Origin of the sequence: Streptomyces sp. NPDC007971, assembly GCF_042958635.1 — a bacterium.
Lineage (GTDB): Bacteria > Actinomycetota > Actinomycetes > Streptomycetales > Streptomycetaceae > Streptomyces.
On record NZ_JBIBJK010000032.1, the window covers coordinates 16,763 to 42,261 of the forward strand.

A 25,499-nucleotide genomic window follows, 5' to 3' on the forward strand; every position below is an offset into this window, starting at 1 on the left:
GCAGGACGCAGCTGATCGCCAATTGGTTGTGCGAAGCGAGGAGTGAGAGGCGCCGGGCATGAGGAGCGGGCAGCGGCCAGGGCGTCAGTTCGGGGGGCCTGGGAAGCGTACGGGCCAGGATGGCGTACGGGACCGGGTTGACCGGCACGTGGCTTGCCTTCGGCGCGTTCCCGTTGATCACCATCGGGGTGCTGCGTGCAGGGCCGACCGAGGTTGCCGCGCTCCCCGGCGTGGGGGATGCGGTGGGCGCGGCCTCGCGGCACCACTCGGCCCGTGGCGGGGGTTTCCGCCGGAATCTGCCCGTGCCGGTTGCGACGGTGCCCGCTGCCGCAATCGGCCCACTCCCGCAACCGGCGATTGCCGGCTCCACGCTCAGGGGCCGTCGGGCTCCAGGTTGTTCACACTGAGCAGGTTGCCGCCTGCTGGAAGGCCGACCGATGTGCGCAGCTCCCCGATGGCCGGATCACGGACGGAGACCGTCAGGGTGTAGGCCGGCTGTCCGGTGATGGTGTTCGAGGAGTCGATCGGCGCCTGGAGGTTCTTCATCACGGCGTTGCCGTCATAGCCGGGGCACAGGGCCTGTACCGGCAGTGAGACCTCGGCGCCGGGACCGCCGTTCAGCTCGATGCGTGTCTTGTCCTCGGCGTCGGCCTTCGCGGCGGGAGTCCAGGTGGCAGGGAGGCCGTGGGCGCCGCCGACCAGTCCGTGCGGGCCTTCGATCTCCACCGCGGCTCCCTCCCCGCCCAGGGTCCGGGACACCTTGAGCGATCCCTTCAGACCCGGTGCGAAGAGCAGCTCGATGGTGAAACGTCCGGGGGTGCGCGGGGAAAGCTGCGCATAGCCGTAGGAGCCGAGGGCGAGCTGCGGGCCGGTAGGTACGCCCGTGGACTTCGGCGCAGGAGAGGAGGCGGCGGCCGGGAGCGGGAAGTGGTGGTAGCCCTTGACTCCGCACTGATCGCCGTCGGTGACTCCGCCTCCCGGCAGCGCCACGGCCTTCGCCGGGCCCGACGCGGGCGGACCGCCCCACGAAAGCAGGTTCTGCTGGTAGGCGCCCACGAGCACGACGGCCGCGGCGGCCGTCCAGGGGATCGCCGCACGCGCCCTCTCGCCGAACGGACGCCTTTTCGGCTTCCGGGCCTTCGGCTCCGCCTGCTCCGCCTCGAACCGGTCCCGGAGCCTGCGCTCCACCATCCTCGCCCGCGCCGACGGCTCCTTCGGCGCGGCAGCGCCATCGCCCTCGGCGGCCTCCCGCAGGAACGCCGCCCACTGCTCGTCGGATATGGAGGGCTGCTCGTCTGCTCCCCCATCGGGTCCTTCGGGCGGCGGGACGGCACTCACGGGCGAACCCCTCACTGGGACGGGGGCCGGGGCCCCTTGCGTTTCCGTCATGATGCCGTACGCGTCCGGAGCAACCTCGGCGGGTGGGCAGCGGCGGCGAGGCCTGGACGACCTGCCTCATACCGGCCTCCCCACGGCGTCCGGCTCGGCGGGTAGGCAGCTGTCCGGGAACGTGGGGCCAGACATTTCCGGCCGGTCTCCGTTCACCGCCGACACCCTTGTCCCGTCCGGGAGTTGAGTTGCTCGCACCGAGCTCTACCGGGGGGTAGGGGTGGCGGTCGCGCCGTCGGCGGCAGAGGAGGTGTCGGCAGCGCGGGCGGGCGTGATGGCAGGATGAGACCATGGTGACGCATCAGCCGTGGGCAGGGCTTCACAGTGACCTGCTCGCCGCCAAGGAGTCGGTGTACGACCCGAGCGGTTTCGCATGCTCAGTGCCGGTACCCGAACCGGAGAGCGCCGAGTACGCGGCATGCGCGTTCACGCTCGACGGCCGCTCGGTCCGGTTCCGCGTCGCCAAGACCACCCCGACGAAGGTGGGCCAGTTCGTCACCGTGTGGCAGCGGTCCGAGGAAGGGCCGATCCGGCCGTTCGACGCCGACGACGGGGTGGACCTCTTCGTCATCAGCAGCCGCGACGACGACGGCTTCGGACAGTTCGTGTTCCCGCGCGAGGTGTTGTGCGAGCGTGACGTCGTCTCCCGCAACGGCTCCGGCGGTAAGCGCGGATTCCGCGTCTATCCGCCGTGGGTGACCACGACCAGTCGGCAGGCCCGCAGCACGCAGGCCTGGCAGGTGAACTACTTCTTCGGCCTCGGCCTCGGCCAGGACGGCCCTGCCGACATGCCGCGCGCCCGCTCTCTCTACCACCCCTAGGCACCCGCTACGGCCACGCCCCGCCGGTCGGCCGTTGCCCTCCGGTCGGGTGAGCCAAGGCCGGTTGGGGGCCAGCTTGCGCGAACTCGGCTCGCTCGACACTCACTTGAGTGACTTTCTACGTAGAGTCCCCTCTTCCGGGGGATCGTCTGACTGGAGTGAGAGCGACGGCGCCGGGCACCTACGGTCCGGCTCGTCTCCGTGCCCGCAGTCGTGCCCGTGAGAGCAGGAGCATGCGATGCCCACAGCAGTCGTCGCGGTGAACGTCTCTGCCGGAGACGTCCTGTGTCCGGTCAAGGACACCAGCAACCCGCAGAAACTGACGAAGGCCACGCCCGCGGCGCTCGCCACGGGAGTGACGGTGACGGGCATTGCGGCCGAGCCGGCCGCGACGGGCGCCACCGTGACCTACTTCGCAGCGTCCGAGACGGTGCCCGCGGCGACGACCGGGCTGGGTCCCGGGCCGGCAACCGCCGTCGTGGTCGACGGGGCGGCGCGGGCCGAGCGCCGCTTTCCGCTCACACCCGACGCCTGGGTCCTCGGACCGTGCGACGCGCAAGGCGTCCTGAGCCTGGCGCCGCGGCACGAGTTCGCCAATGTCATGGACTTCGGCGCGAAGGGGGACGACAGCGAGAACGACTGGGCCGCCATCAACGCCGCGATGCAGTCGCTCACCCCCGGCACCGGTACGGGTACGGTCTACTTCCCGGCGGGCGCCTACCGGATCAGCCGCCCGATCGTCGTCAACAACTACCCCGGGATCGAGCTGCTCGGCGAGAGCCAGCAGAGCACCGCGATCCGGCTTCTGGGCAACTTCGGTCCGACGCTGTGCATCACCCCCGACACCGTCGGGCACTTCCCCACGGGCGACGCCCTGCTGTCGGGGCCGGGCAAAGCCGGTGTGTTCAGGCTGAACGGCGGCAACACGGTCGACTTCCGTGACAGCCCCGCGCTCGACGTGGACGGCCTGGACGCCTTCTCCGTCGAGTGCACCATCCAGGTCGATCAGGTGCCTGTCACCGGGACGACGGCGGTCATCACCAGCTCCGGAAGGCGGAACGCGCGGGACCCGCAGAACTCCGCTTTCGGTGTGTTCCTGACCGCCGACGGGACCGGAGGGGGCCTCGCTCTCTCCGCCACCGTCCGTGTCGGCGGCCGGGACGTCAGCGTGCCGCCCCCGGCCCAGCCTCTGCGGGTGCCGACGGGCGTCACCACGCACATCGCGCTCACCTACGACGGCTCCCGGCTCAGGCTGTTCGCCGGAAGCCCGGGCGCGCAGACGGACGTGCGGGAGGTGCCGGCCGCCGGGAAACTGAGCCAGGCTCTGGAGGAGGGCGTCTACCTCGGCGTGTACAGCGGGGGCTCCTGGCCGGAGTACCACCCGGTCACCAAGCAGTTCCCCGGCCGGATCGACTCCATCCGCCTGTCCGACCGGGCGATGCAGACCGCGCCGTTCACCGCGCCGACCGCCAAGTTCCCGACGGACAACGCCAGTAATCTCCACACGCTGCTGCTGGTCAACTTCGACCTCGACGTGGACGTCTTCACCGTCGGCCGCACGTGGAAGGACCGGCCCGGGTCGTCACCGATCCTGGTCCACTGCCTTCACTACCGGGAGGGGCCGCCCAACGACGTCACCTCTCCGATCGTCCGGCGGCTCACCTTCCAGTCCTCCGGCGGCGCGGGCATCCAGGCACAGCTGGCGGCCGAGACCGTGATCGACCAGGTGAACGTGACGGCCGCGCGGGACGGGATCCGGTTCCGTGACGTCTCCCTGCGCTCCGGGTTCGAGGACATCGTCATCGCGGTCGGCCGTCTGGGGCTGGTACTGGCCGGCGACACCGCACTGGTGAACGTCAAGCGGCTGAAGGTCGCCGGTGCCCAGTACGACTTCGTGGCCACGGGCGCGATCGGTGTCTTCGCCCGGGACTGGCTCATCGGCACCGGGCGTTCGGTCGTGCCCGTCATGCTGTCCTCGGGCGCGAACTACGGCTTCTTCCACGGCACGGGCGTCGCCATCAGCTCGGAGGACGTCCAGAACATGCCGCCCGAGGGGCGAAAGTGGCAGGCGGCGGTGATGGCGTCGAGCCTGACGAGCCTGCTGCTGGAGAGCTCCGTTCTGCAACCCGCCTTCAGCGACACCACCCAGTGCCCCTGTGTCATCCTCGACAGCTCCGACAACGGCCCGGGGGCGAGCAACTACACGTTCATCAACTGCGACTTCCAGCCCAGCCCGGACTCGCACTCGATCCTCGAACTGTCCGGCAGGACCCTCCCCCATCCGGTCCGGATCATCGGCAGCAGGAAGACCCCGCTGGACGGCGGCCGCGAGATCCCCTGGACGCTGCCGCACCAAGCCTCGTTGGTGTCCTTCCTCGGGGGCGCCGTCTCCACCACGGACACCGGGCTGACGCAGTGGCAGGGCACCAGGGACTGGATCTTCGCCTACGACGCGGCGACCGGCCTGTTCCAGGCCCGTGAGCACGAGTCCCAGGCCACGGGTTCGGTCCCGGCGGGTGGCACCGTCGAGCTGGGTGCGATGCCCCTCGCCGCGGGCACCACGTTCGTCCGCGCCGAGGTCGTAGCCTCCGGCCCACTCGGCACGGCCGCCCGGTGGGTCCTCGAACAGGGCTTCGCGAGGACCGGGGAGACCGTCGCGACGTGGGCTCCCGACACCCGCGTAGCGGAAGCATTCGGCTCCGACGGCGGCGTACCTCCGGATGACTGGGAGCCTCCCGCCCTCGCAGCGGCGGACGGCCGTGCGGTCGTGCGATGCACCGCACCGGACGGGCAGAAACTGGCGTTCACGGTCAGGCTGCGCGCCGTCGAGGCACTGGCCCCTGCCCCATGACACTGCCGGCCGGTACGCCCGGTACGCCAGGAAAGCGATCAAGGTCATGGACGCCTGGTCGGCCACCATCAAGGCGCACACCACCAGCAACGCGCCCCGTCGCCTCACCGAGACGCATCGCTCCTCCAGCACGGACGGCTGCTTCGTGGCCTGGGAGACCCTGCCCCACGCCGACAACCCCAGGTGAGCCCAGCCGCCGCCGAAGCCCCCTGGGGCCCGCCCGGGGTCCGGGACCGCGCGCCCACGACGGGTGGTCGGTCGAGGGAGTGATGCAGGGCGACCGACCTGCCCGGCCGGGGGTGCCCCTCGGCGGGGCTACACGGTGATCCGTCCGGTCAGCCACCATTCGAGGTAGGTGGCCAGGTTCGGAGCGACCCAGGTACGGCTGTCGTCCTCGTGGTTCCAGACGAAGACATCGGGTCGGTCCAGCCCGGGAAGAAGCGCGAAGAGGTCCCCGTTTCCGGCGTCCCCGAAGAAGAGCAGCGGATCGAAAGGCATGTAGAGCGTGGCCAGTTCCTCGCCGCTGCGCAGCATGCTGTTCTCGGCGGCGATCTGTTCGGCAGGCCATACGAGGCCCTCTCCGTACTCGCCCTCGATGCCGTTGGTCTCTCGCAGGAGCGCCTCCAGGTCCGCGGGCAGCGGATGCCCGAGAGCGGTGGCACATCCGGCCAGGGCCGCTTCGGAGACCGGCGGCAGGAAGTCCGCCTGACCGGGCTGGGCGCTGACGAGTTCGGTCCACACGGCTGGGATCTCCAAGGGAATGGCCGACGGTTGGACGCGCGAGCGGGCCCGTCGGCGTGGGCTGATGTCTCCCGCGGAGCGGGAAGCAGGACTGATCACCACGGGGGCGCGTTCATTGGCTGTGGAAGAGCACCGGGTGCCGCGGATCGGAGGAACAGACGAAGAATCCGCCGTGACTGCCGCCCCGGCCGATGTCCATCCCGGTCGGCTCGATGCGCTCCTCGTATCCGGGTGTCCCGTACACCAGGTGCCGGTCTTCGAGCGGGCACCAGCGCCCGTCGCCCTCGAAGCTGTCGACCTGGAGGAGGAGGCCGGTGCGCGTGCCGCAGGTGACGCACTCCAGCGCCGGCATGTCACCCACCGACCAGTCCATGCTGCCGCCGACCTTGAAGCCGGGCGCCGTCGCGACCTCTTCGTAGAGGTCCCTGCTCTCGTCGCAGGCCTGTAGCCGCGCCCAGAGATCCCCGGGAAGTTCCTCGTGCCAGGGGTACTCGATGATCCGCTCCGGGTGCAGAACGCACGGACGCGGTATCGAGCTCCCGTAGAAGCCGGGCAGTTCGCCTTCCAGGTCCGGCTCGGGCGCATCGTCCAGAGTCGACGCCACGTCCGCGGCACGGCGCCAGACCACATGGCACGGGGCGTGCCGCGGGCAGCAGTGGTAGCCGACGCACCACAGGATCTGGAGCAGGTCGGCCCCGGCCGGAAACGTGATCTCCGGAAAGTCCGTCGCCTTCAGCTGGGCCACCACGACCATCGGGATGCCCTCGTACTGGTCGCAGTCCGGGGCTGCGCAGCGCGGCCACGGTTCCGAGGCCGGCCACAGCAAGGGGCCTCCGATATGACTGTCTGCGGTGGTGGGGGCACCGGGCCGGGGATGCAGGCGCACCGTCGGGCGGGCGAAGCGGCCGATGCCCGCGACGGCCTCGGCGAGATCGGACGACGGGGCTTCTGTGGTACGGATCACCGTGTCATTGTCGTCGATCACCGGTCGGCCCGAGGCCGCACTGCGTCAGGCCCGGCCGACCCGGGGCATCCACCGCTTCAGGAGCGGTCGGCCCAAGGCCTCCGCCGCTTCAGGACTGGAGCTGGACGGTCATCTCCACCGTCACGTCGTCCCCGGCCGTGAGGTCATGGGGCTTGCGGACAGCCGCTTTGAGAGGCAGAAGGTAGCTGCCGTCCTTGGGGAAGAGCGATGTCCAAAAGACGACCTCACCGATCCGGGCCCGGACCGGGATCACGCCCCAGCCGTAGCTGGCCATGGCCGCGACCTCGCGGATGTCTGCGGACTCGTCGTCCGGTACGGGAACGAAGTAGTAGGGCGACGGCCCGCGCCACTCGATCACCTGGCCGGAAAAGGCGAACTCCACGGGTCGGTCTCCTTCCTGGGGGACTGTGAGGTCGCGCCCGGCGAACGGTCGGGGCCCATGCGGCGAACATACCGTGTGGGTGAACGCATGGCGGACTGCCGCCTCAGGCGTCACGACGGGACGCTCCCTGGGCACTGGAGCGGCGCACGGCTCCCGGCCGCGGTGAGTCCGGGCGCGACGCCGCAGAGCCGGCCCGGCCGCCGACGCCTTCGGGGTCTTCCGCCTCGGGCACGGTGCGCATGGTGCGCAGCGGTGAGAGGAAGTTCGGGAGGAAGCTCGCCGTCATGCCGACCGCACCGATCCACAATGTGGCGGGCGCGCCGAAGGCGGAGCCCGAGACTCCGCCCAGGACACCGCCCAGCGGAATGCCGCCCCAGGACACGAACCGGGCCGTTGCGCTCATCCGGCCCAGCAGCCGGTCGGGTGTGAGCGCCTGCTGGAAGCTCGACTGGGCCACGACGCGTACGACTCCGCCCAGCGAAAGGGCCGCGAGTCCGATCGCCGCCGCACCCAGGCTCCAGCCGGGCCGCGCCCATGCCATCAAGACGGTCGGGGGCGGGTGACGAGGGGCGCGATCCAGATGACCGGCCCCTGTCCGATCCGCTTCGAGGCCCGACTCGCCAGCAGTGCGCCCCACAGTGCCCCACAGCCCATTCCCGACAACACGAGGCCGGTACCGAAGGGGCCGAGGCCCGTCTCCCTCTTCAGGTGGACCAGCAACATGGTCTGATACATGATCAGGAAGAGGTTGAACGTCGCATCGCCCATGATGGTTGCGCGCAGGACGGGATGCTTGAGGACGAACTTCAGTCCCTCCTTGACGTCTCGGCCCCATCGGGGGCGCACACCCGGCTCCGGGCCCCGTTCGCGTGCGCGGATGCGGATCGCGAGCGCACCCGACAGGGCCATCCCGGCCGAACCGGCCAGGAGCGTTGCAGGGGCTCCGGCCCAGCCGACCAGGGGGCCGGCCAGCGCCGGCCCGCTGATGCTGGTCACCGAGCGCACGGCCGAGAGCTTCGCGTTCCCTTCGACGAGGTGGTCCCGTCCCACCAGGTGCGGCAGAAAGCTGACGTACGCGACATCGAAGAAGACCGTCAGCACTCCATGCACCAGTGCGACCGCGTAGAGCCACCGGATCGTCAGAAGGCCGGCCCACCACGCCATCGGTATCGTCAGCAGGACCAGCGCCCTGACGAGATCGGTGGCGATCATCACCGAGCGCTTCCGCATGCGGTCCACCCATGCGCCGGCGGGCAGCCCGACGAGGAGCGATCCTGCCGTGGTCGTCGCGGTCAGCAGGCCCACCTGGAACTCGTCGGCGTTCAGCGCCACGATGGCGACGAGCGGCAACGCCAGGAAAAGGATGCGGTCGCCCAGCTGCCCGACTGCCGTGGCGGCGAACAGAGGCCCGAAGTCCGGATCGCGCAGGAGTCCGAGGCGCAAGGATTTTGGCATGCGAATACCCCACTGTCGGCTTTGCCCTGTCGCTCCGCTAGGACATGTCGCTCCGCCTGCGCCGGCGATTACGGCTGGTCGATCCCGAACTCGTAGACCACTTCGCGTCGCGCGTCCGGAATGACGATGTCGGCCGTTTCCACCGGGCGGCCGTCGGTGTCGTACATGGTCCGCTCGATCTGGAGCACCAGGTCCCCGAGGGATGTCCCCAGCAGGTTCGCCTGGTCCCGGGCGGCACGAGCCGGGCGCGGCAGCTCGACCACCGTCTCGACGAACACGCCGATCGAGCGCATGCGCTCGACCACCCCCTTGCCCGCGAGCGGGCCCGTCTCGGGCAGGACGACCGGCGTGCCGTCCGTGATGGCCATCGGCTCCCACGATGCGGAGAGCTGGACGGGGTGCCCGTCGGCGAGAAACTCGTAGTGCGTGTGGACGCAGAGGTCTCCGGGCCTGATGGCGAGCCGGTCGGCGATGCCCTCAGGGGCAGGGACCCGCATCTGGCTGTGGGATTCCCAGGCGTTGGCCCGGCCTCGCTCCATCATGCCGACGCGGGACGGGGAGCCCCAGCGCTCGCGGTGGCGCGAGCGGACCATGCGCAGGCGCTCGCGCGGCATGCGTAGGTAGGTGCCCGAACCCGCGCGTCCCTCGAGGAGTCCCTCGATGATCAGACGATCCACGGCCCGCTTCATGACGTTGCGCCCGACCCCGTATTCCTCTGCGAGGTGTGCCCGGGAGGGCAGGCGATCCCCGATCCGCCACTCCCCCGCGAGAATCCGCGTGCGCAGCAGGTCGGCCACTGCGAGGTACGGCGCCTCTCGGGGCATGTGCGACTCTCCTGTTGCTCTCTGGTGCGGCAGCCGGTGATTCCGGGCGGAGTTGGAAAGCTACTGCACCGCGTGAAAGCTACTGGAGTAGAAATACGCTCGGTACGCTGCGGCCCTTGCACGGCGGGCGCCGCGGGTGCCGCGGCGCCCTGGGCGGCCGACCGGAGCCGCAACCGCCCTGCACGGACAGCGGCACCGGAAGCGGGCGCGGGCAGCGAGCACCGGGCCCTGTGGCGCATGCGCGTCCTGCGCCTCACGTACGGACGGTCGCCTCCGCGATGGCCAGGGCCGCCGCCATGATGCTCAGCTGGGGATTGACCTGCGGGCAGCTGGGGAGCACCCCGGCATCGGCGACCAGCACTCCGTGAACGCCGCGCAGCCGGCCCCAGGGATCGGCCGGGAAGCGCTCGGGGTCCGCGCCCGCGGCGACCGTGCCGGTGGGGTGGTAGGCCGACAGATGGAGCCGCCGTGCGCTCGTGCCGGCGAGGACGGCGTCCAGTTCCGCGAGGGTGCGCACCCGAGGCGTGCTCGGGATGCCGGTGAGGACTTCCTCGGCGCCCGCGGCGAACAGCATCTCGCCCATGGCGCGCACGGCGCGCAGGAGACGACCGGCGTCGCGGCGATCGAGGTCGTACCGGATCAGGGTCCGCCCGCGGCCGAGGACGCGGCCGGAGGGACGGTCGGCGATCACGGCGCCCAGGGTGGCGAGCCGGTCGGCGCTCTCCAGTTCGCGGCGCAGTTCACCGCCCAGTCCGGGAAGGATGAACGAGCCCATTCCGGGCGGGGTTGCGGTGGCTTCGATGAGGACGCCCTCGGTGTGGTGCTCCTCCACTCCGACGCTCTGCAGCACGCCCTTCCACGCGGTGACCGGTTCGGGGAAGCGTCCGGCGACGCTCGTGGCCGGGTGGATGCTGAGATTGCGGCCGAGTCCGGGGTGGCGGCCCAGGCCGGAGCGGCGCAGCAGAGGCGGGGACTGCAGTGCGCCCGCCGCCACCACGACCAGAGGCGCGAGGATCTCGAACGCACCGTCGGGTCCGGACCCGGCTCCGGGCTCGCCGGCGTGCCGCAGGACGCGCACGCCGCAGGCGCGCGGGCCTCCCGGGTGGTCCGTGTCGACGAGGATGCGTTCGGCCCGTGCACCGGTGACGATGCGTGCGCCCGCCGCGCAGGCGTCGGGCAGCACGGAGAGCTGCACGCTCTGTTTGGCGCCGGTCGGGCAGCCCACCACACACTGGCAGGAGCCTTTGCAGCCGGGCGCGTTGCGGCGCAGGGGTGCTGCCCGCCAGCCCAGTTCGCGGGCGCCGGCGAGCGCGATGCGGCCGTTGGTGCCGAGGACGTCGAGGGGCTGGGTGGCCACGCGCAGGGTGCGCTCGACCTCGTCCAGATGCCTGTCGAGGCCGTCGGCGGGCGTGAACCCGAGGTCCTTGCTCCAGTGGTCGAGGACGTGGTCCGGAGTGCGGTAGCAGGTGCCGGAGTTGACGACCGTCGTCCCGCCGACGGCCCGGCCGGTCGGCAGCAGCACCGGTGGGTTGCCGGCGGCGAGGGTCGCCCCGCCGTCCCGGTACAGCTCGGTGAACCGGTCCAGGGGCGTGCGCCGGCCGAACGAGGCGGTGCGGTGGTGCTGCCCTTCTTCGAGGACGACGACGTCGAGCCCGGCCCGGGCCAGGGTCCGTGCCGCCATGGCCCCGCCCGCGCCGGAGCCGATGACCACGACGTCCGCGGTGGTGCGTGCGGGCCAGGCATGTGCGGGCGTGACGGCGAGGGGCGGGTCCTGTCGGGCGAGGGTGTGCGATGCGGGGCCCGCCTGGAGCATCCGCTCTGTTCCGGCCGCCAGGAGGACGGGCACCTTGAGCACGTCCAGGAGTGGCAGGAGTGTGCGGCGTGCGCCGAGTTCGCCCAGTACACGGTCGCGTTCGGGCACGGTGAGTGCGCCCAGGGTGCGTCCGGTGCGTGCCAGGGCGTAGGCGTCCATGCCGTGCGCCGCTGCCCGCAGGCCTGCCCGGGCGGCGAGCGGCATCCCGGCGAGAACCGCCTCCAGCCGGGCCGGAACCCGCCGGGGCCAGTCGGTGGTGCCGTCGTCGGCGACGAGGGCGGCCACGAGGCCGGTGAGGCTCATCGGGTGCCCACCTCCGCGTGTGCGGTGCCCTCCAGCGTCCATTCGGCCTCGGTGCGCCAGCCGCCGGGCCACCACCGCTCCAGCAGGACGTGCGCGTCGGCGCGTTCGCTGTTGCGGCAGGTCGCGTGGCTGCCGTCGGGGTCGGTGTAGTCGAGCGCGAGGGTGCGGTCGGTGTGCTGGGTGACCTCCACGCGGATGCGGCGCAGGCCGGCGCGGCCGGTGACCGTCCAGGTGGGCAGGGCGATCCCGGCGCGGAAGCGCCCCGCTCCGGCCCAGCCGACCGCGGTCCGCTCGGCGCGGCGGGGCCAGGTGCGGCCCTGCCGGCGCAGCCGGAGGAAGACCAAGGGGGGAAGCCTGCGCAGGCCCGGGCGCATGGAGACGGCGGCGACGATCTCCAGGACGTCTCCGCCGCCGAGGTCGGCGTGCAGCCAGGCCCAGCGGCGGGCGTTGCCGTGCCCGTAGATCCGGGCGGAGGCGCCCGGGGCCGAGGCGAGGGTCAGTGTCGTGTCGTCATGGCTGAAGGTGCCGTCGTAGCAGGCACGGGCCGCCGGAAGCAGCTGGGCGGCGGGCAGCAGGGGCCTGCGCCAGGACCAGCGGGGGAAGGTGAACAGGGGTTCGTCCACGGGCCGTTCGGTCAGGTCCCAGCGCAGGGCCCCGCCCTCGGCCGACCCCGACAGACGTCCGGGGCCGGCCTCGACCCCGTCGGCCGTGAAGCCGTGCCCGTCGGGCGTCCACCCGGCGGGGCCGAAGCGTGCGTGCCGCACGGCGCCGTCCTTGGGGAAGACCGCGGCCCAGCCGTGGGCGTAGGGGGCGGATCCGTCGGACGGCGCGGTCAGTTCGTGGTGCAGCCACAGCCCGCTGCCGGTGGCCGGGTCGGTGAGCGTGGTGTACCAGACCTCGGTGCGGCCCGGCTCGCCGCGCCAGCGCGGCGCGAGGAGTGTGCCGGGATCCTCGCGTCGCGGGAACCGGAAACTCGTGAGGAACGGGAGGAGTTGCGTGGCGAGGGGGAAGCGAAGGCTTCCGGTGCCGATCCGTGTGCCGTCCTCGTAGAGGGTGTACGGCAGCACTGTCATCGAGGCCACGGGCCGACGCGGGGTGACGGACTTCCAGCCGTCGAGGGTCAGTCGGCGGCCGTCGGCCCTGAACGTGATGCGGTAGCGGATCCGGTGCCGTGCGAGCGGCGAGATCTCCAGCTCGCCCTCGGCACCGGGGTCGTCGGCCCACCCTGCGATCCGTATCCGGCCGGTGGCGCGGGCCTCGGTGGTACCGAGGACCCGTAGACGGCGCTCAGCCGTCACCCGGAGATCCATGCGGACCCTGCGGGCATGGTCCTCGTCGTCGCGTCGCAGGGTGCCGAGCATCGTCTCGCGGAAGACGGTGCCGCGAGCGGGCGCGGCAGGGCGCGTGGCGTCGTGTGCGCTCGTCGGCGCGGTCATGCGAGGCCCTCCAGCATGATCCGCTCCGTCGCCGTCAGATACTCCTCGGCCGCCCGCCGCGCCGCGGCCTCGTCGCCGGCCTCCACCGCGTCGACCACCGGCTCCAGCCGCCCGCGGGCCACCCGGGCGTCGGTGAACGGCTCCCTGAGCGCGGCGCGCACCGGCAGGTAGGCGTTGAAGAGGGTGTTGGTCAGCAGGACGTAGACCCTGTTGCCGGTGGCGCGGGCGAGAGCGCGGTGGACCTCGATGTCCGCGAGCTGTACGGCGTCGGCGTCCGCCGCGTCACCGACGGCTGCCAGCAGGACGCGCAGCTCGGCCCGTTGCCGGACGGTTGCTCGGGCCGCGGCGCGCTCGGCGATCAGCGCTCCGATGCTGCGCCGCACTTCGAAGACCTCGCCGATCCAGTCGGGGCTGTGCCGTACGAGCATGGGCAGCAGGTCGGCGCCGCCCAGGCGCAGGTAGTCCCGCACACGAGTGCCGACGCCGTGCCGGGTCTCCAGCAGTCCGGCCTGCATGAGGCGGCCGAAGGCATGCTTGAGGGTGGTGCGGGTGACGCCGTAGCCGTCGGCGAGCGTGCGCTCGGGCGGCAGGTAACTGCCCGCCGGATGCCTTCCGTCGAGAATGTCCTCACGCAGACGGCTTTCCAGCACATCGACGATGGATTCGCGGGGCAGTGCCTCCACGCCGTCCTCCCAGTGGCTCAGTGGATGAGCCACTCAACCAGTAGCTGACGGCGGAGTCAACGGTGCGAGCACCGTCGCTGCCAGGTCTCCGCCGTTCAACTCGCCGTGCAGGAGAGGGCAGATGGGCTCCACGAGCGGCCGGCCGGCTCCCGCGCGGATGCCGCTTGAAACCGACACGACGCGCACGCGTAGTGCAGCTCGTAGCAGGTCATGGCGTAGAGGCACACCATTTCACCGTACTGAGCGGGCCGGTCGGCGGGCCACACGTATTCGGCGGGCCGCCGACCGGCCGTCGGTAGGTACATCGAAGCGCTGCGCCCCGCCACGCCCCGCGGGCAGTCACGGACGAGCCGCTTCCTCGCCCTGCTGTCATTCGCCGACGAGCGCTTCGTCGTCCTGCACTCAGCCGCCCTGCTGTCCGCCACGGAGGAGCGCTTCGTCGCGGACGAGCGAGTTCGCCGGCGACGAGCGAGTTCGTCGCCGGCGAGCCGACTAATTCGTCGTGGACGAGGCTCGGCGCGGCAGCTTCCAGTTCGGGCGCGGGAAGTGGCAGGTGTAGCCGTTCGGGTAGCGCTCCAGGTAGTCCTGGTGCTCCGGCTCCGCCTCCCAGAAGTCGCTCACGGGCTCGACCTCCGTGACGACCTTCCCCGGCCACAGTCCGCTCGCCTCGACGTCCGCGATCGTGTCCACGGCGATGCGGTGCTGCTCCTCGTCGGTGTAGTAGATGGCGGACCGGTAGCTGCGCCCGATGTCGTTGCCCTGGCGGTCCCTCGTGGTCGGGTCGTGGATCTGGAAGAAGAACTCCAGGACGTCCCGGTAGCTCGTGGCCGTGGGATCGAAGAGGATCTCGATGGCCTCGGCGTGGTCGCCGTGGTTGCGGTACGTGGCGTTCGGGGTGTCCCCGCCGCTGTAACCGACGCGCGTGCTCACCACACCCGGCTGCTTGCGGATCAGGTCCTGCATACCCCAGAAACACCCGCCCGCCAGTACGGCTCGCTCGGTTCCCGCTGTCATCGGTCGCTCCCTCGTGCTCGGGCCGTGGTCCGGCACGGTTGCTGACGTGCCGGTTCTCACGGTGATCAGCGTATGACCGCCCCCGGGTATTCCTTCGGGGCGTCCGGGGCCGGCCCCGCGGCCCCGGCGGTCACACGGCTCCCCCGTCCCGTCCCGGAGTGGGGCCTGCGGCTATCGAGAAGGCGAGGACGAGTCCGTGGTCGCCGGCCCGAGCCGAGGTGAAGGCGACTCCCTGGGGCAGTCCGGTGACGGGTACGGTCCGGGGCGCCAGTTCGTCCCGCAGCCCGGAGGCGGCCGGCAGGGAGGCGAGGTCGTCGACCGACATGCTGCGGCCGAGGATGTCCAGGGTCGTGGGCGTGATGGTGAACGCGTGCGCGGTCGTGGACACCTTCGCCCGGACGGTGACCGGCAGTCCCAGCTGCCCGACGCTGCCGCGCAGGATCAGGTCGCCGTTGTCCGCGCCTGCCGTCAGGCCGTCGCCGAGTGCATCCAGACGCCGGGTCACCTGGTCGTAACCGACGGTCGCGGTCGCGGTGCCGCCGGCGCTGTCCCCGTCCGTCGTGACGTCCTTCAGCCGGACGGACACATCCGCCGTGGTGTCCTGGTGGCGCACTCCCTCGGCGCTGACGTCGATGTCGCCGACCTCCCCGCCGAGGGTGCGCAGCCCTGCGAGCGGGGTGGTGAGGTCGACGTGCACCGGTCCCCGTGCTTTCAGGCTGTGAGACGCGCGGGCGGCGACCTGCGCCTCGGTCCTGTGCTCGACGAGGAGGTCGGCGCCGCAGGCTAGGCCGGCCAGGGCGACGGTCACCCCGGCCAGGATGCGGATCATGGTCCGCCGGTTCGATGTCACGTGGTCACTCACTCCGGATCGGTCGGGTCGGGGGCGGTGTGCCGGGGTCAAGCATGCAGGCGCGGGGGGCGGGCATACAGGCGCGGGGGTCAACCATGGAGGTGTGCCGGTCAGGCATGCAGGTGCGGGAGGACGCGGTCGAGCCTGCGGGGTATCCACCAGTTCGCTTTGCCCAGGAGGAACATGGCGGAGGGCACGAGGATCAGGCGGACCACCGTGGCGTCGACGATCACGCTGATCGCCAGTCCCAGGGCGAGCATCTTCACGACCACGGTGGGCGAGGCGGTGAAGGACAGGAAGACCGCGGTCATGATGAAGGCCGCGGCGGAGATCACCCGGGCCGTCGCGGACAGCCCCTCTCCCACGGCGATCCGGTTGTCCCCGGTGCGGTGCCAGGCTTCGGCGATCCGGGACAGCAGGAAGATCTCGTAGTCCATGGACAGTCCGAAGACGATCGCGAACATCATCATCGGGACGTACGACTCGATGGGCACGGGCTCCGACAGCCCGAGCAGTGAGTCGCCCCAGCCCCACTGGAAGACGGCGACGAGCACGCCGTAGGACGCGGCCGTCGTGAACAGATTGAGGACGACGGCCTTGAGCGGGATCACCACGCTGCGGAAGACGGTCATGAGCAGCAGGAAGGCGAGCACCAGGACGATGCCGATGACGATCGGCAGCCGCTCGCCGACCGTGGCACGGAAGTCGGACTGTCCGGCCACGCTGCCGGTGAGGTAGGCCTCGGCGCCCGTGCCGCCGAGGGCTTTCGGCAGCGTCTGCCCGGACAGGGTGTCGAGCAGGGCACCGGTGGCGGCGTCCTGCGGGCCCGTGGTCGGGGTGATCGTGGTGACGAGGATCCGGCCGTCGGGGCTCGGCTTGACGGGGGTGAAGGAAGCGATGCCGTGGGTGCTCTTCAGCGCTGTGCTCACGTCGTCGGAGATCCGCTCGGCGGAGGTGTGCGCACGGCTCACGTCGACCACGGTGACGACCGGGCCGTTCGCCCCCGTACCGAAGCCCGGGCCGTCGGCGTCCGCGATCCAGTCGTACGCGGTGCGGGTGCTGCTGCCGGGCCGGTCCGCACCGGCGTCGACGTGGCCGAGGCGCATGGACAGCAGCGGTACGGAGCACACGACGAGGACGGTCACGCCGAGGGCCAGGAACGCCCAGGGGCGCCGGGCGACGAGTGCGGCGTAGCGGTGCCAGCCGTCCCGCTCCCCCGTGCTCTCGGCGACGGGGCGGCGCAGTCGCAGCCGGTCGATGCGCCTGCCCACCAGGCCCAGGGCTGCCGGCACCAGGGTGAGGGCCGCAGCCGCGGTGACGACGACGGCGAGGGTGGCCGCCAGGCCGATCTTGCCGATGAAGCTCAGTCCGCACGCGTAGAGGCTGAGCATGGCGACGGCCACGGTGAGGGCGGCGATGAGGACGGCGCGTCCGCTGGTGCGTGTCGTGCGGGCGGCGGCCTCGATCGGATCGCGCCCGTCGATGAGGTCCTGCCGGAAGCGTGTGGTCAGGAACAGGGCGTAGTCGATGCCCACGCCCAGGCCGATCATGCCTGCCAGGGTCGTGGCGGAGGTCGCGAAGGAGAGGGTGGCGGCCACGATGCCCACGATGCCGAGGCCGACTCCGACGCTGATCAGCGCGGTGACCAGGGGCAGCAACGCGGCCAGGACGCTGCCGAAGGCCAGCAGCAGGATGAGGAGGGCGGTGACGACGCCGACGCTCTCGCTCAGCTTGTCGTTGGCGGGCGGCCTGACCACCTGTTCCAGGTCGCCGCCGTAGGCGACGCCGAGCCCCGCGGCCCGGGCGGGCTCCGTCGCCGTGTCGAGTCGCGTGGTGTAGTCGTGGCCGAGGTTCTTCAGCTGTTCGTCGAAGGAGACGGTGGTGTAGGCGGTGCGTCCGTCGTCGCTGGTCACGAGCGCGGAGGCGGCGGTGACGTGCGGCAGGCCGCGCAGGTCGGCCAGGGTCCGGTCGAGTGCGGGCCCCTGGCCGGCCACGGTGCCGGAGCCGGTGTGGAAGACGACCTTGCCGCTGGGCCGCCCCGCCTGGGGCATCGAGGCATCGAGCAGGCCGGAGCCGGTGTGCGAGGCGGTGCCGGGCAGGCTGATCTGGTCGCTGAACGTGGGCGCGGCGATGTGCCGCCCGGCCAGAGCGGCGACGAGGATCAGCAGCCAGACGGCGATCACCGCCGCCGGATGCCGGGCACAGAAGGCGCCGAGGCGGCCGAGTCCGCCGTGCACCCGGGTGGGGGCGGACGGGGGATGCGTGTCGTTGTGCGCCTCGTTCGGCGCTGGAGGCTGCTGCGTGGATCGGGGCACCGTGGTCTCCCATGGAAAAGTGTCACGAGTGACAGGAACCCTAGAGCGAAAGTGGCACGAATGACAATTGGCACTCCTGACAGATTCATGGCTGCGACCCTCCGCGTGACATGTGTGCCAATTGACACTCAGGACACCATGGCGGAGGCTTCGCCCCATGCCGAGTGAGATCACCCCTGCTGGACTGCGCGAACGCAAGAAGGAGGAGACGCGGCGCCTCCTACTGGAAGGGGCCGCGCGCCTGTTCAAGGAGCGGGGCTTCGAAGCCACCACCGTCGCCGACATCGCCGCACACGCGAACGTCTCCGTCCGCACGTTCTTCAGGTACTTCGAGAGCAAGGAAGCCCTGCTGCTGCCGGACGGCGTCGAGATCTTCGCCTACGTCGAGAAGGCCCTGTCCGAGCGTCCTGCGGACGAGGAGCCCCTGGACGCGGTGTGCAACGCGCTGCTGGCGGCGGCCAAGCCGTTCTCGGCCTCCACCCTGACCGCCCTCAGCCATCCGGTCGGGGACCTCGAGAACGTCATCACGTCCCGCCTCGTGCAGGCCTTCTCCGACTTCGAGGAACGGCTCACCGCCCTGGTCCGGCGCAGGCTGCCCCCCGACACGCCCGACGCCGACCTCAGGGCGGCCGTCATCGCGTGCGCGGCCCTGTCCGCGGTGCGCGCGGTCCTGCGGACGCGCCGGGCCCGCCGCGCGGCCGGCATCACGGACACCGGCCCGGCACCCTTGCAACAGGCTCTCGGGATCCTGCGCGGGATCGGCTCTCCGGAACGGCACTGACGACGTCGGCGACCGCAGCGAGCCGGTCGCTCGCATCAAGGACGGCGTCATCATCGAGCTCTACACCATCGTCACCGAGATGCATCAGCCGTCCTGAGATGTCGTCATCCGGTGACACTGCAGGAGCGGATGAGGGCCGCGGCGATGCCGACGACGGCATGGAAGTGTTCTGACTGCTGACTTCTCAGTTCTCACTTCTCACTTCTCACAAAGTTCTTATACGGCGTCACGACAGTGACCGCCCATGGGAACACGGAAGATCAGGAAGACCAGGAAGAAGGTCATCGCGCTCAGCGGTGCCCTCGCGGTGGTCGGCGGCGTGATCGGCACGGCCGCCGCATTCGGGACGGGCGCACAGGACCGCCCGCGCATCGAAGCGAGCAAAGACCGGCTGACCGTACCCGTCTCCGGTGGACGTGCGGTGGTCGACCTCACGTCACTGGCCGTGCGGGCCCGGGCCGACGACGGCCGCAGCTGGCAGCTCTCCGCCCCCGCGACCGGCAGCCTCGGCCCTGCCGGAAGGGTCTCGGTGCACGGGGGCAGGGCCACATGGGGGTACGCGCGGCAGGGGCTCACGGTCACCGCGTCCACGAGCGGCGGGCGGCTGGTGGTGTCCGTGCACTCCGACCGGCGGACGACGCTGAACTGGCCGGTCACCGGCACCGATCCGGCCACCAGGGAACTGCAGATACCGCGGGGAGAAGGCCTGTCCGTACCGGTCGCCGACCAGTGGTGGAACTCGGCGTCCGCAGGGCTCGCGGGCACGGAGGCGGGCATGTCCGACGGTCTGACCATGCCGTTCTGGGGCACGAGCATGTCGGCGGAGCACGGCGCGAGTTACCTCGTCCCGTCCGACATCGGGACCACACTGAAGTTCGTCTCCGCCCGCGGTCGTCTGCACACCGAGACCGAGCACCGGTTCTCGCCGCAGGAGTCCACGACCGACTACACGGTGGCCTTCGCCCTCACCGACGGATCGCCGGTGGCCGCGGCACGTGACTACCGCGCCTGGCTGCAGGACCACGGCGGCATCACCACCCTGCGCGAGAAGATCGCCCGGAATCCCGAAGTCGGCAAGCTGGTGGGCGCCTTCCACGCCTACACATGGGGCCAGGCCCGCACCTCCGAGGGCGTACGCCGGCTGCGGCAGCTCGGCGTCGACCGCATGTGGATCGGCTACGACGCCGACGACTCCCCCATGGACCGCGCGGCGGTGAGCCTGGCCGAGCGGTCCGGCTATCTCGTCGGGCCGTACGACTCCTGGGCGAACGCGCAGGACCCCGCGTCGGCCGACACCTCGGTCTCGAAGTGGCCTGCCCCCGTGTGGCAGGACGCGTGCGTGCACGGGGCCGACGGCAAGATCGTCACCGGCTTCGGCGGGCGCGGCTGCTACGTCAGCTCCGAGGCGCTCCGGCGGGCCGAGCCCTCCCGGCACTACCTGGCCGACCGCACCCGGGAGATGACCGCGAACGGCGCCACCAGCTACTTCCTCGACGTCGACGCCGCCGGCGAGCTGTTCACCGACCGCTCTCCCGCGCACCCCATGACCCAGGCGCAGGACCGCCGCAACCGGCTGGCCCGCATGGGGTGGCTGTCCGGCGACCGCAAGCTGGTCCTCGGTTCGGAGAGCGCCGGTTCCTGGGCGAACGGTGTGCTGTCCTTCAGCCACGGATCCGGAACACCGGTCGACGACCGGCTGTGGAAGCTGGAGCGGGACCGGACGGCCTGGGGCGGCTACGCGCCCGCCGGCGCACCCGCGATCTTCTTCAAGCCGGTCCGTCTCCCGGCCGACGTCGCCAAGGCGATGTACGACCCCAGGTACCGGGTGCCGCTCTACCAGACGGTGCTGCACGACTCGGTCATCAGCACCGAGCGCTGGGAGCTGTCGTGGTCGAAGCTGCCCGACCAGAGCCGCACGCGCGCTCTGCTGGCGATGCTGTACAACGTGCCGCTCAACCTGGTGCTCGACAAGTCCGAACTCGACCGGCACGGCGCGCAGATCGCCGAACTCCAGAAGTACTTCGGGCCGTTGCACAAGGCCGCGGCGACGCGGCCGATGACCGGCTTCCGATGGCTGACCCCGGACCACCTGGTGCAGCGGACGACGTTCGGTGACGGGGCGCTGACCGTGACGGCCAACTTCTCCACGACGTCCTACAAGGGTCTGCCCGCCGGGTGCAGCGACGCGGTCGTCGACGGCGGCAAGGTCCGGCGTCTGTGCCCCAAGGGGCTGTGAGACGCAGGCGGCGGGCGGGGTCGTCGTACGGTCCCGCACGCCGTCGGGCGCGGCGCGCCGGTCGGCGGGATCTCCCCACCGGGGCGCCTCAGCTCGTGCTGTCCGCTCGCCCCAGCGCGATGGCCAGCACCGCCTGGTCGTCGTCGTCCGGGGCCGCAGACCAGCGTGCCACGTCGGCGCGGAGGAAGGACACCACGGCCTCGGGCTCCGGCCGGCCATGGCCACGGAAACGGTCCTCCAGGCGGTCGGCGATGGGATAGAAGGCGCCGCTCGCATCGCGGGCCTCGCTGAGACCATCGGTGTGCACGACGAGCACCTCACCGGGAGACAGGGGGTGGACGGTGGTCCGGATGCTCTGCGGACACAGCGCTCCGAGCCCGAGGGGCAGCGCGGGGACGGTGGCCAGCTGCCGGACGCCTCCCGGGCCGATGACCAGCGGAGGCGGATGTCCACGGTCCACGATCTCCACCACGTCACCCGAGTCGGGGATCTCCACGACCAGGGCGGTCACGAAGAGTTCCGGGTCCTCCACGTTCCCGGACGGACTGTTGCGGGTGATGCTCAGCTCCAGCCGTTGCGTCAGCCTCCCCAGGCTCGACCACTCGTGCGCGGACACCCGGAAGTTCCCCAGGACCGCGGCCACCGTCTGCACCGCGTCCAGTCCCTTGCCTCGTACGTCGCCGATGATCGCCCGTACGCCGAACGGGGTCTCGCACACGTCGTAGAGGTCTCCGCCGACCAGTGTTCCTCCCTCGCCCGCCTCGTAGTAGCCGACGGCCCGAACCCGCCCCAGCCGGTACGGCACCGGTCGCAGCAGGGCGCGCTGCATGGCCGCGGCCACCGAATGAGCACGCGTCAGGTGCTGCTCCGTCCGCTCCCGCTGCCAGGCCTGGACCGTACTGGCGATCCCGATGAGCAGCGTCGACACGTACAGCGCGATGTGGTGCTGCTCCGCGAAGTGCCCGGGACGCCGTGCGGCCATCCAGAACTGCAGGCCCAGACACACCACCGTCGACAGGGCGGTGCCCCGCGGCCCGCGTGTCGCCGCGGTGATCGGCGGTACGGCGATGAGCAGAAAGCTCACGGGCTCCTTGCCGTGGATGGCCAGCTCCACGACGATGTCGGCCGCCACGGCGACCAACGGCAGCCACCAGAGCCACCCCTGCCGCAGGGGCGCACGCCACAACCTGGCGGACCCGGCCCGGGCCGTACTCTCTGCGCCCGGATGAGGGTGATATGGAGGCATATGCGCACCTTAAGATCCCGCGCCTCCCCTCATCCGGAACGTGGCGCGTGCCGTGTCACGGGTGGGGGACCTTCCAGGACACGTGGGAGCCCTCCCGGATGCACAGGGCAGGGACACACAGCGGACGGGAAGCGCGGGCATGGGAACCGCGGGAGCCAGTGGGACCCGGCGGTGCACAGGACGCCAGTGGGCTCGCGGTCCCGGCGGTGCACGGGACCGCGAGCCCACTGGTGGTGTGCGCCCGAGGGCGCGCGGGAAACCGCGGACCTCAGGCCGCCGGCAGGGTCCACTTCTGCGCCGCGGTCCCGTTGCAGGTGTAGATCTGCAGGCGGGTGCCCTCCGTGCCGGACGAGCCGGGATCGTCGAGGCAGAGTCCGGAATGAGGGTTCGTCAGGGAGCCGTCGGCGCCCGCCGTCCACTGCTGGGCTCCGGTGCCGTTGCAGGTGTACAGCTGGACGAGCGTGCCGTTGGTCGTCCCACTGGCGGCCACGTCGAGGCATTTGCCCAGCGTGCGCAGGGTGCCGTCGGTGGCGACCGTCCAGTCCTGGGCGTAGGTGCCGTTGCAGGTCCACAGGCGGATCGCGGTGCGGTCGTCGGTGCCCGAGTTGGCGTCGTCGACGCACAGCGCGGAGTTGACCCCGGACTTGACCGGACCCACCCGTGGTTTCGTCGGCGCGGTGGTGTCGCCGGGGTAGGAGGGCGGGGCCGCCGACGCACTCGTGGCCCAGCCGGTGTTCGGGCTCGTGCCGAGCGTGTAGCCGAGCGTTCCTCCGGAGGTGATCGCGCTCGTGGGTGCGTAGGCGCTGTTCCACGGGGACCCGTTGAACGTCGCGGACTGCACGTAGGGTGCGTCGTCCGCAGCGCCGTCGCCGTTGATCGTCAGGGTCTTCCCGGAGGGCAGGGTGACGACGGCCTGGGTGAACAGGGGTGAGCCCAGGGCGAGGTCCGACGTGCCGGGCGTCATGGGGTACATGCCCAGTGCGGACCAGACGTACCAGGCGCTCATCGCCCCGAGGTCGTCGTTGCCGTCGGCGAGGCCGGCAGGGGTGTTCGACCAGATCTGGTCCTGGACCGAGCGCACCGTTCCCTGTGTCTTGTAGGGCTCACCGATGTAGTCGTACTCCCAGGGCAGTTCGATGCTCGGTTCGTTGCCGACCCAGGCGTAGCCGTCGGCGCCGGTGTAGCTGCGGAGCACCGTGTCGAGATAGTCGCTCATCACCTTGTTGCCGCCCTTGGCGGCGGCGAGCCCGGCCACGTTGAAGGGCACCATGCCGGAGTAGATCCACGAGTCGGCCTCCACCATGTCGGTGCCGCTGGTGGGGCCGAAGCCGCCGGTCCAGGAACCGTCGGCGTTGCGCGGCTGGACGAAGCCGGAGGCCGGGTTGAGCACATTGCGCCAGTCCTGAGCGCGATGGGCGTACGTCTGCCGGCTCCGGGTGTCGCCGAGGGCGCCGGCGAAGGCGGACAGGGCGAAGTCGGCGGTGTCGTACTCCAGGGTCGTGGCCACCGGGCCGTAGAAGTTGCAGCAGCCGTACGTGCCGTTGTGGGGTTCGTAGCCCGGGTTGTCGAGGTAGTTCAGGCCCGGCCGGTCGTTGTTGGCCGTGCTCGCCTGTTTCAGCAGGCCGGCCAGCGCTTTTGCGGTGTCGAAGTTGCGTGCGCCGAAGGCGTGGTAGTCGGCGATGATCGCCGCCGCCGGGTCGCCGACCATGACGTAGGACTCGCCGTTGTTCTCCGACCACTTGGGGAAGAGCCCGGTCTGGGCGTAGTCGTCGGTCATCGACTGGGCGGTGTCGGAGGCGACCTGAGGACTCACCAGTGCTTCCAGCTGGGCCTGGGACCGGTAGATGTCCCAGCCCGAGTAGTTCGCGTAGGCGGCGTTGTGCCCGGCATCGACGGTGTGGGTCCTGCCGTCGAACCCGTAGTACTGGCCGTTGCTGTCGCTGATGACGTTCGGGTGCAGCAGCGAGTGGTACAGCGCCGTGTAGAAGATCTTCTGCTGGTCCGCCGTGCCCCCGCCGATCCGCACCTTGCCCAGCGCGTCGTCCCAGGCCGCGTGGGCCGCGGTGCGGACGTCGTCGAAGTTCCATCCGGCGTTCTCGGCGCTCCGGTTGGCGACCGCGTTCGCCCCGGACACGTAGGAGATGCCCACCTTGGCCTGGACCACCGGGTTCGTGGTCGTGTCGAACGTGACGTGCGCGTTCGACGCCGCGGCGGCCGGGGTCGCACCGTGGGCCACGGCCTTGTCGGCGCCCTGCTGGGGCATGGTGCCGTGCAGGCGCGGCTTGTTCGGCTTGTCCGGGTCGTTCTTGCCGGCGTGCGCGGAGGGCGGCGACGACGGCTTCCTGCGAGGGGCGAGCGTGCTGCCGCTGGTGGTGAACGGCCGGTCGAAGACCATGTCGAAGTAGACGGTGTAGGTGTTCCCGGCGCCGCAGAACTTCCCGCTGGTGACCTGGCCGCTGACCTCGGTGCCGGAGACGACGTTGAACTGTGTGGAACTCCCGCCGTTCTGGCTGCCGGCCAGCTTGAGGATCAGGTTGGCCTGGGAGGTGGCGGGAAAGGTGAAACGGGCCATGCCGCTGCGCGGGGTGGTGGTGAGCTCGGTGGTCACCTTGTTGTCGAGGGCGACCTTGTAGGAGCCGGCCGAGGCGGACTCGCCGGCGTGCGAGAAGGAGTCCGTCGCCGCGTTGTTGACGGCGCCGACCGTGGGCAGCACGGGAACATCACCCGCGGCGCCGCAGCCCGGCCCCGCGATGTGGGTGAGGCTGAAGCCGGTGATCGAGGAGTCCTTGTACTCGTACCCGCCGCCGGGCGGGCGCGAGGAGGTGTCGGGGCTCCACTGCACCATGCCGAAGGGGACGTCCGCGCCGGGAAAGTCGTTGGCGTCGTTGGACGTGCCGATGAAGGGGTTCACCAGGTCCGCCGGTGACGACACGAGGTGGACCGCCCGCGCGGGCGCCGCCCAGGCAACGGGAGCGGGCAGGGCGTACGCGCCCAGAAGGGTGGCGCCGGCGGCAACACCCAGGACCGTACGGGTCCGATGGCCGCGAGGCGGTCTTCTGCGCGTACCAAGCCGGTGGCCACCGGCCGGAGTCGAGAACATCGCGATCTGCCTCCTGAGGGGGATGCGTCGGGGAGCACACCGAGCCGTACGGACGCAGGCGGATGGCGACAACGTTGTCGCATGGCATTTTTGGATCACTGGTGACAACGTTGTCCAACCCTTGACCGAATTTCTTTCCATCGAGCGGGCACCGCTGGGGTCTGTCCATCGAGCGGGCGCCGCCGGACGCTCGGAATCCCACTCGCCTCTCCCGATGCCGTACGCCACACCGGCTCGGAGCACTGTCGCAACGTAGCCACGGGGCGATCCCGCG

20 protein-coding genes are annotated in these 25,499 nt (G+C 71.1%); 5 read left to right on the top strand and 15 right to left on the bottom strand.

Translation table 11 applies throughout. The annotated features are described in order from the left end of the window. Positions 1-372 precede the first annotated feature (372 nt). Positions 373-1,338, bottom strand: coding sequence for a hypothetical protein (locus ACFZCP_RS41945; RefSeq protein ID WP_391441725.1), 966 nt, complete (start codon positions 1,336-1,338; stop codon positions 373-375). A 341-nt stretch (positions 1,339-1,679) separates the two neighbouring features. Here ACFZCP_RS41945 and ACFZCP_RS41950 point away from each other — a divergent pair, with 341 nt between their 5' ends. From ACFZCP_RS41950 to ACFZCP_RS41960, 3 genes are all read left to right on the top strand, one after another. Continuing rightward, complete coding sequence (locus tag ACFZCP_RS41950; RefSeq protein ID WP_391441727.1) at positions 1,680-2,210, top strand: MepB family protein; 531 nt, start codon at positions 1,680-1,682, stop codon at positions 2,208-2,210. A gap of 238 nt (positions 2,211-2,448) precedes the next feature. Further along, complete coding sequence (locus ACFZCP_RS41955) at positions 2,449-5,061, top strand: glycosyl hydrolase family 28-related protein (RefSeq protein ID WP_391441730.1); 2,613 nt, start codon at positions 2,449-2,451, stop codon at positions 5,059-5,061. A 46-nt stretch (positions 5,062-5,107) separates the two neighbouring features. Then, positions 5,108-5,248, top strand: coding sequence for a hypothetical protein (locus tag ACFZCP_RS41960; RefSeq protein ID WP_391441853.1), 141 nt, complete (start codon positions 5,108-5,110; stop codon positions 5,246-5,248). Positions 5,249-5,376: 128 nt separating this feature from the next. Here ACFZCP_RS41960 and ACFZCP_RS41965 read toward each other — a convergent pair whose 3' ends face one another. From ACFZCP_RS41965 to ACFZCP_RS42020, 12 genes are all read right to left on the bottom strand, one after another. Then, complete coding sequence (locus tag ACFZCP_RS41965) at positions 5,377-5,802, bottom strand: SMI1/KNR4 family protein (RefSeq protein ID WP_391441734.1); 426 nt, start codon at positions 5,800-5,802, stop codon at positions 5,377-5,379. A gap of 112 nt (positions 5,803-5,914) precedes the next feature. Further along, positions 5,915-6,766: a hypothetical protein gene (locus ACFZCP_RS41970; protein WP_391441737.1), complete on the bottom strand. Its 852-nt coding sequence runs from the start codon at positions 6,764-6,766 to the stop codon at positions 5,915-5,917. A 109-nt stretch (positions 6,767-6,875) separates the two neighbouring features. Then, entirely contained in the window at positions 6,876-7,169 is a 294-nt protein-coding gene (locus ACFZCP_RS41975; protein WP_391441739.1) for a DUF1905 domain-containing protein, read from the bottom strand. 103 nt (positions 7,170-7,272) lie between these two features. Continuing rightward, positions 7,273-7,710, bottom strand: coding sequence for a hypothetical protein (locus tag ACFZCP_RS41980; protein ID WP_391441742.1), 438 nt, complete (start codon positions 7,708-7,710; stop codon positions 7,273-7,275). After that, on the bottom strand, positions 7,710-8,624 hold the full coding sequence (locus ACFZCP_RS41985; RefSeq protein ID WP_391441745.1) for an MFS transporter: 915 nt from the start codon (positions 8,622-8,624) through the stop codon (positions 7,710-7,712). The genes ACFZCP_RS41980 and ACFZCP_RS41985 overlap by 1 nt, the downstream gene beginning before the upstream one ends. Before the next feature lie 68 nt (positions 8,625-8,692). Next, positions 8,693-9,448, bottom strand: a complete 756-nt coding sequence (locus ACFZCP_RS41990) for a GntR family transcriptional regulator (RefSeq protein WP_391441748.1) — start codon at positions 9,446-9,448, stop codon at positions 8,693-8,695. Positions 9,449-9,701: 253 nt separating this feature from the next. Then, complete coding sequence (locus ACFZCP_RS41995; RefSeq protein ID WP_391441751.1) at positions 9,702-11,564, bottom strand: GMC family oxidoreductase N-terminal domain-containing protein; 1,863 nt, start codon at positions 11,562-11,564, stop codon at positions 9,702-9,704. Then, a complete protein-coding gene (locus tag ACFZCP_RS42000; protein ID WP_391441753.1) occupies positions 11,561-13,000 on the bottom strand; it encodes a hypothetical protein in 1,440 nt (479 codons plus the stop codon). Before ACFZCP_RS42000 ends, ACFZCP_RS41995 begins: the two co-directional genes overlap by 4 nt. After that, positions 12,997-13,683 (bottom strand): FCD domain-containing protein, encoded by a 687-nt coding sequence (locus ACFZCP_RS42005; protein ID WP_362695579.1) that lies wholly within the window; start codon positions 13,681-13,683, stop codon positions 12,997-12,999. Before ACFZCP_RS42005 ends, ACFZCP_RS42000 begins: the two co-directional genes overlap by 4 nt. Positions 13,684-14,175: 492 nt before the next feature. Then, on the bottom strand, positions 14,176-14,697 hold the full coding sequence (msrA, locus tag ACFZCP_RS42010; RefSeq protein WP_391441757.1) for a peptide-methionine (S)-S-oxide reductase MsrA: 522 nt from the start codon (positions 14,695-14,697) through the stop codon (positions 14,176-14,178). Positions 14,698-14,827: 130 nt separating this feature from the next. Beyond that, positions 14,828-15,547: an LmeA family phospholipid-binding protein gene (locus ACFZCP_RS42015; protein WP_391441760.1), complete on the bottom strand. Its 720-nt coding sequence runs from the start codon at positions 15,545-15,547 to the stop codon at positions 14,828-14,830. A gap of 110 nt (positions 15,548-15,657) precedes the next feature. Beyond that, positions 15,658-17,862 carry an MMPL family transporter gene (locus ACFZCP_RS42020; RefSeq protein WP_391441763.1) on the bottom strand — a complete coding sequence of 735 codons (2,205 nt, stop codon included), beginning with the start codon at positions 17,860-17,862 and terminating at the stop codon, positions 15,658-15,660. A 157-nt stretch (positions 17,863-18,019) separates the two neighbouring features. On the opposite strand from ACFZCP_RS42020, the gene ACFZCP_RS42025 reads away from it, so the two are divergent. Together ACFZCP_RS42025 and ACFZCP_RS42030 are read left to right on the top strand one after the other, a co-directional pair. Next, on the top strand, positions 18,020-18,643 hold the full coding sequence (locus tag ACFZCP_RS42025) for a TetR family transcriptional regulator (protein ID WP_362695509.1): 624 nt from the start codon (positions 18,020-18,022) through the stop codon (positions 18,641-18,643). Positions 18,644-18,887: 244 nt separating this feature from the next. Beyond that, positions 18,888-20,879: a glycoside hydrolase gene (locus ACFZCP_RS42030; protein WP_391441766.1), complete on the top strand. Its 1,992-nt coding sequence runs from the start codon at positions 18,888-18,890 to the stop codon at positions 20,877-20,879. Between the two features lie 88 nt (positions 20,880-20,967). Here ACFZCP_RS42030 and ACFZCP_RS42035 read toward each other — a convergent pair whose 3' ends face one another. Further along, positions 20,968-22,011, bottom strand: coding sequence for a SpoIIE family protein phosphatase (locus ACFZCP_RS42035; protein ID WP_391441771.1), 1,044 nt, complete (start codon positions 22,009-22,011; stop codon positions 20,968-20,970). Positions 22,012-22,393: 382 nt separating this feature from the next. After that, positions 22,394-25,225 (bottom strand): lectin, encoded by a 2,832-nt coding sequence (locus ACFZCP_RS42040; RefSeq protein WP_391441774.1) that lies wholly within the window; start codon positions 25,223-25,225, stop codon positions 22,394-22,396. Between the last annotated feature and the right edge of the window lie 274 nt (positions 25,226-25,499).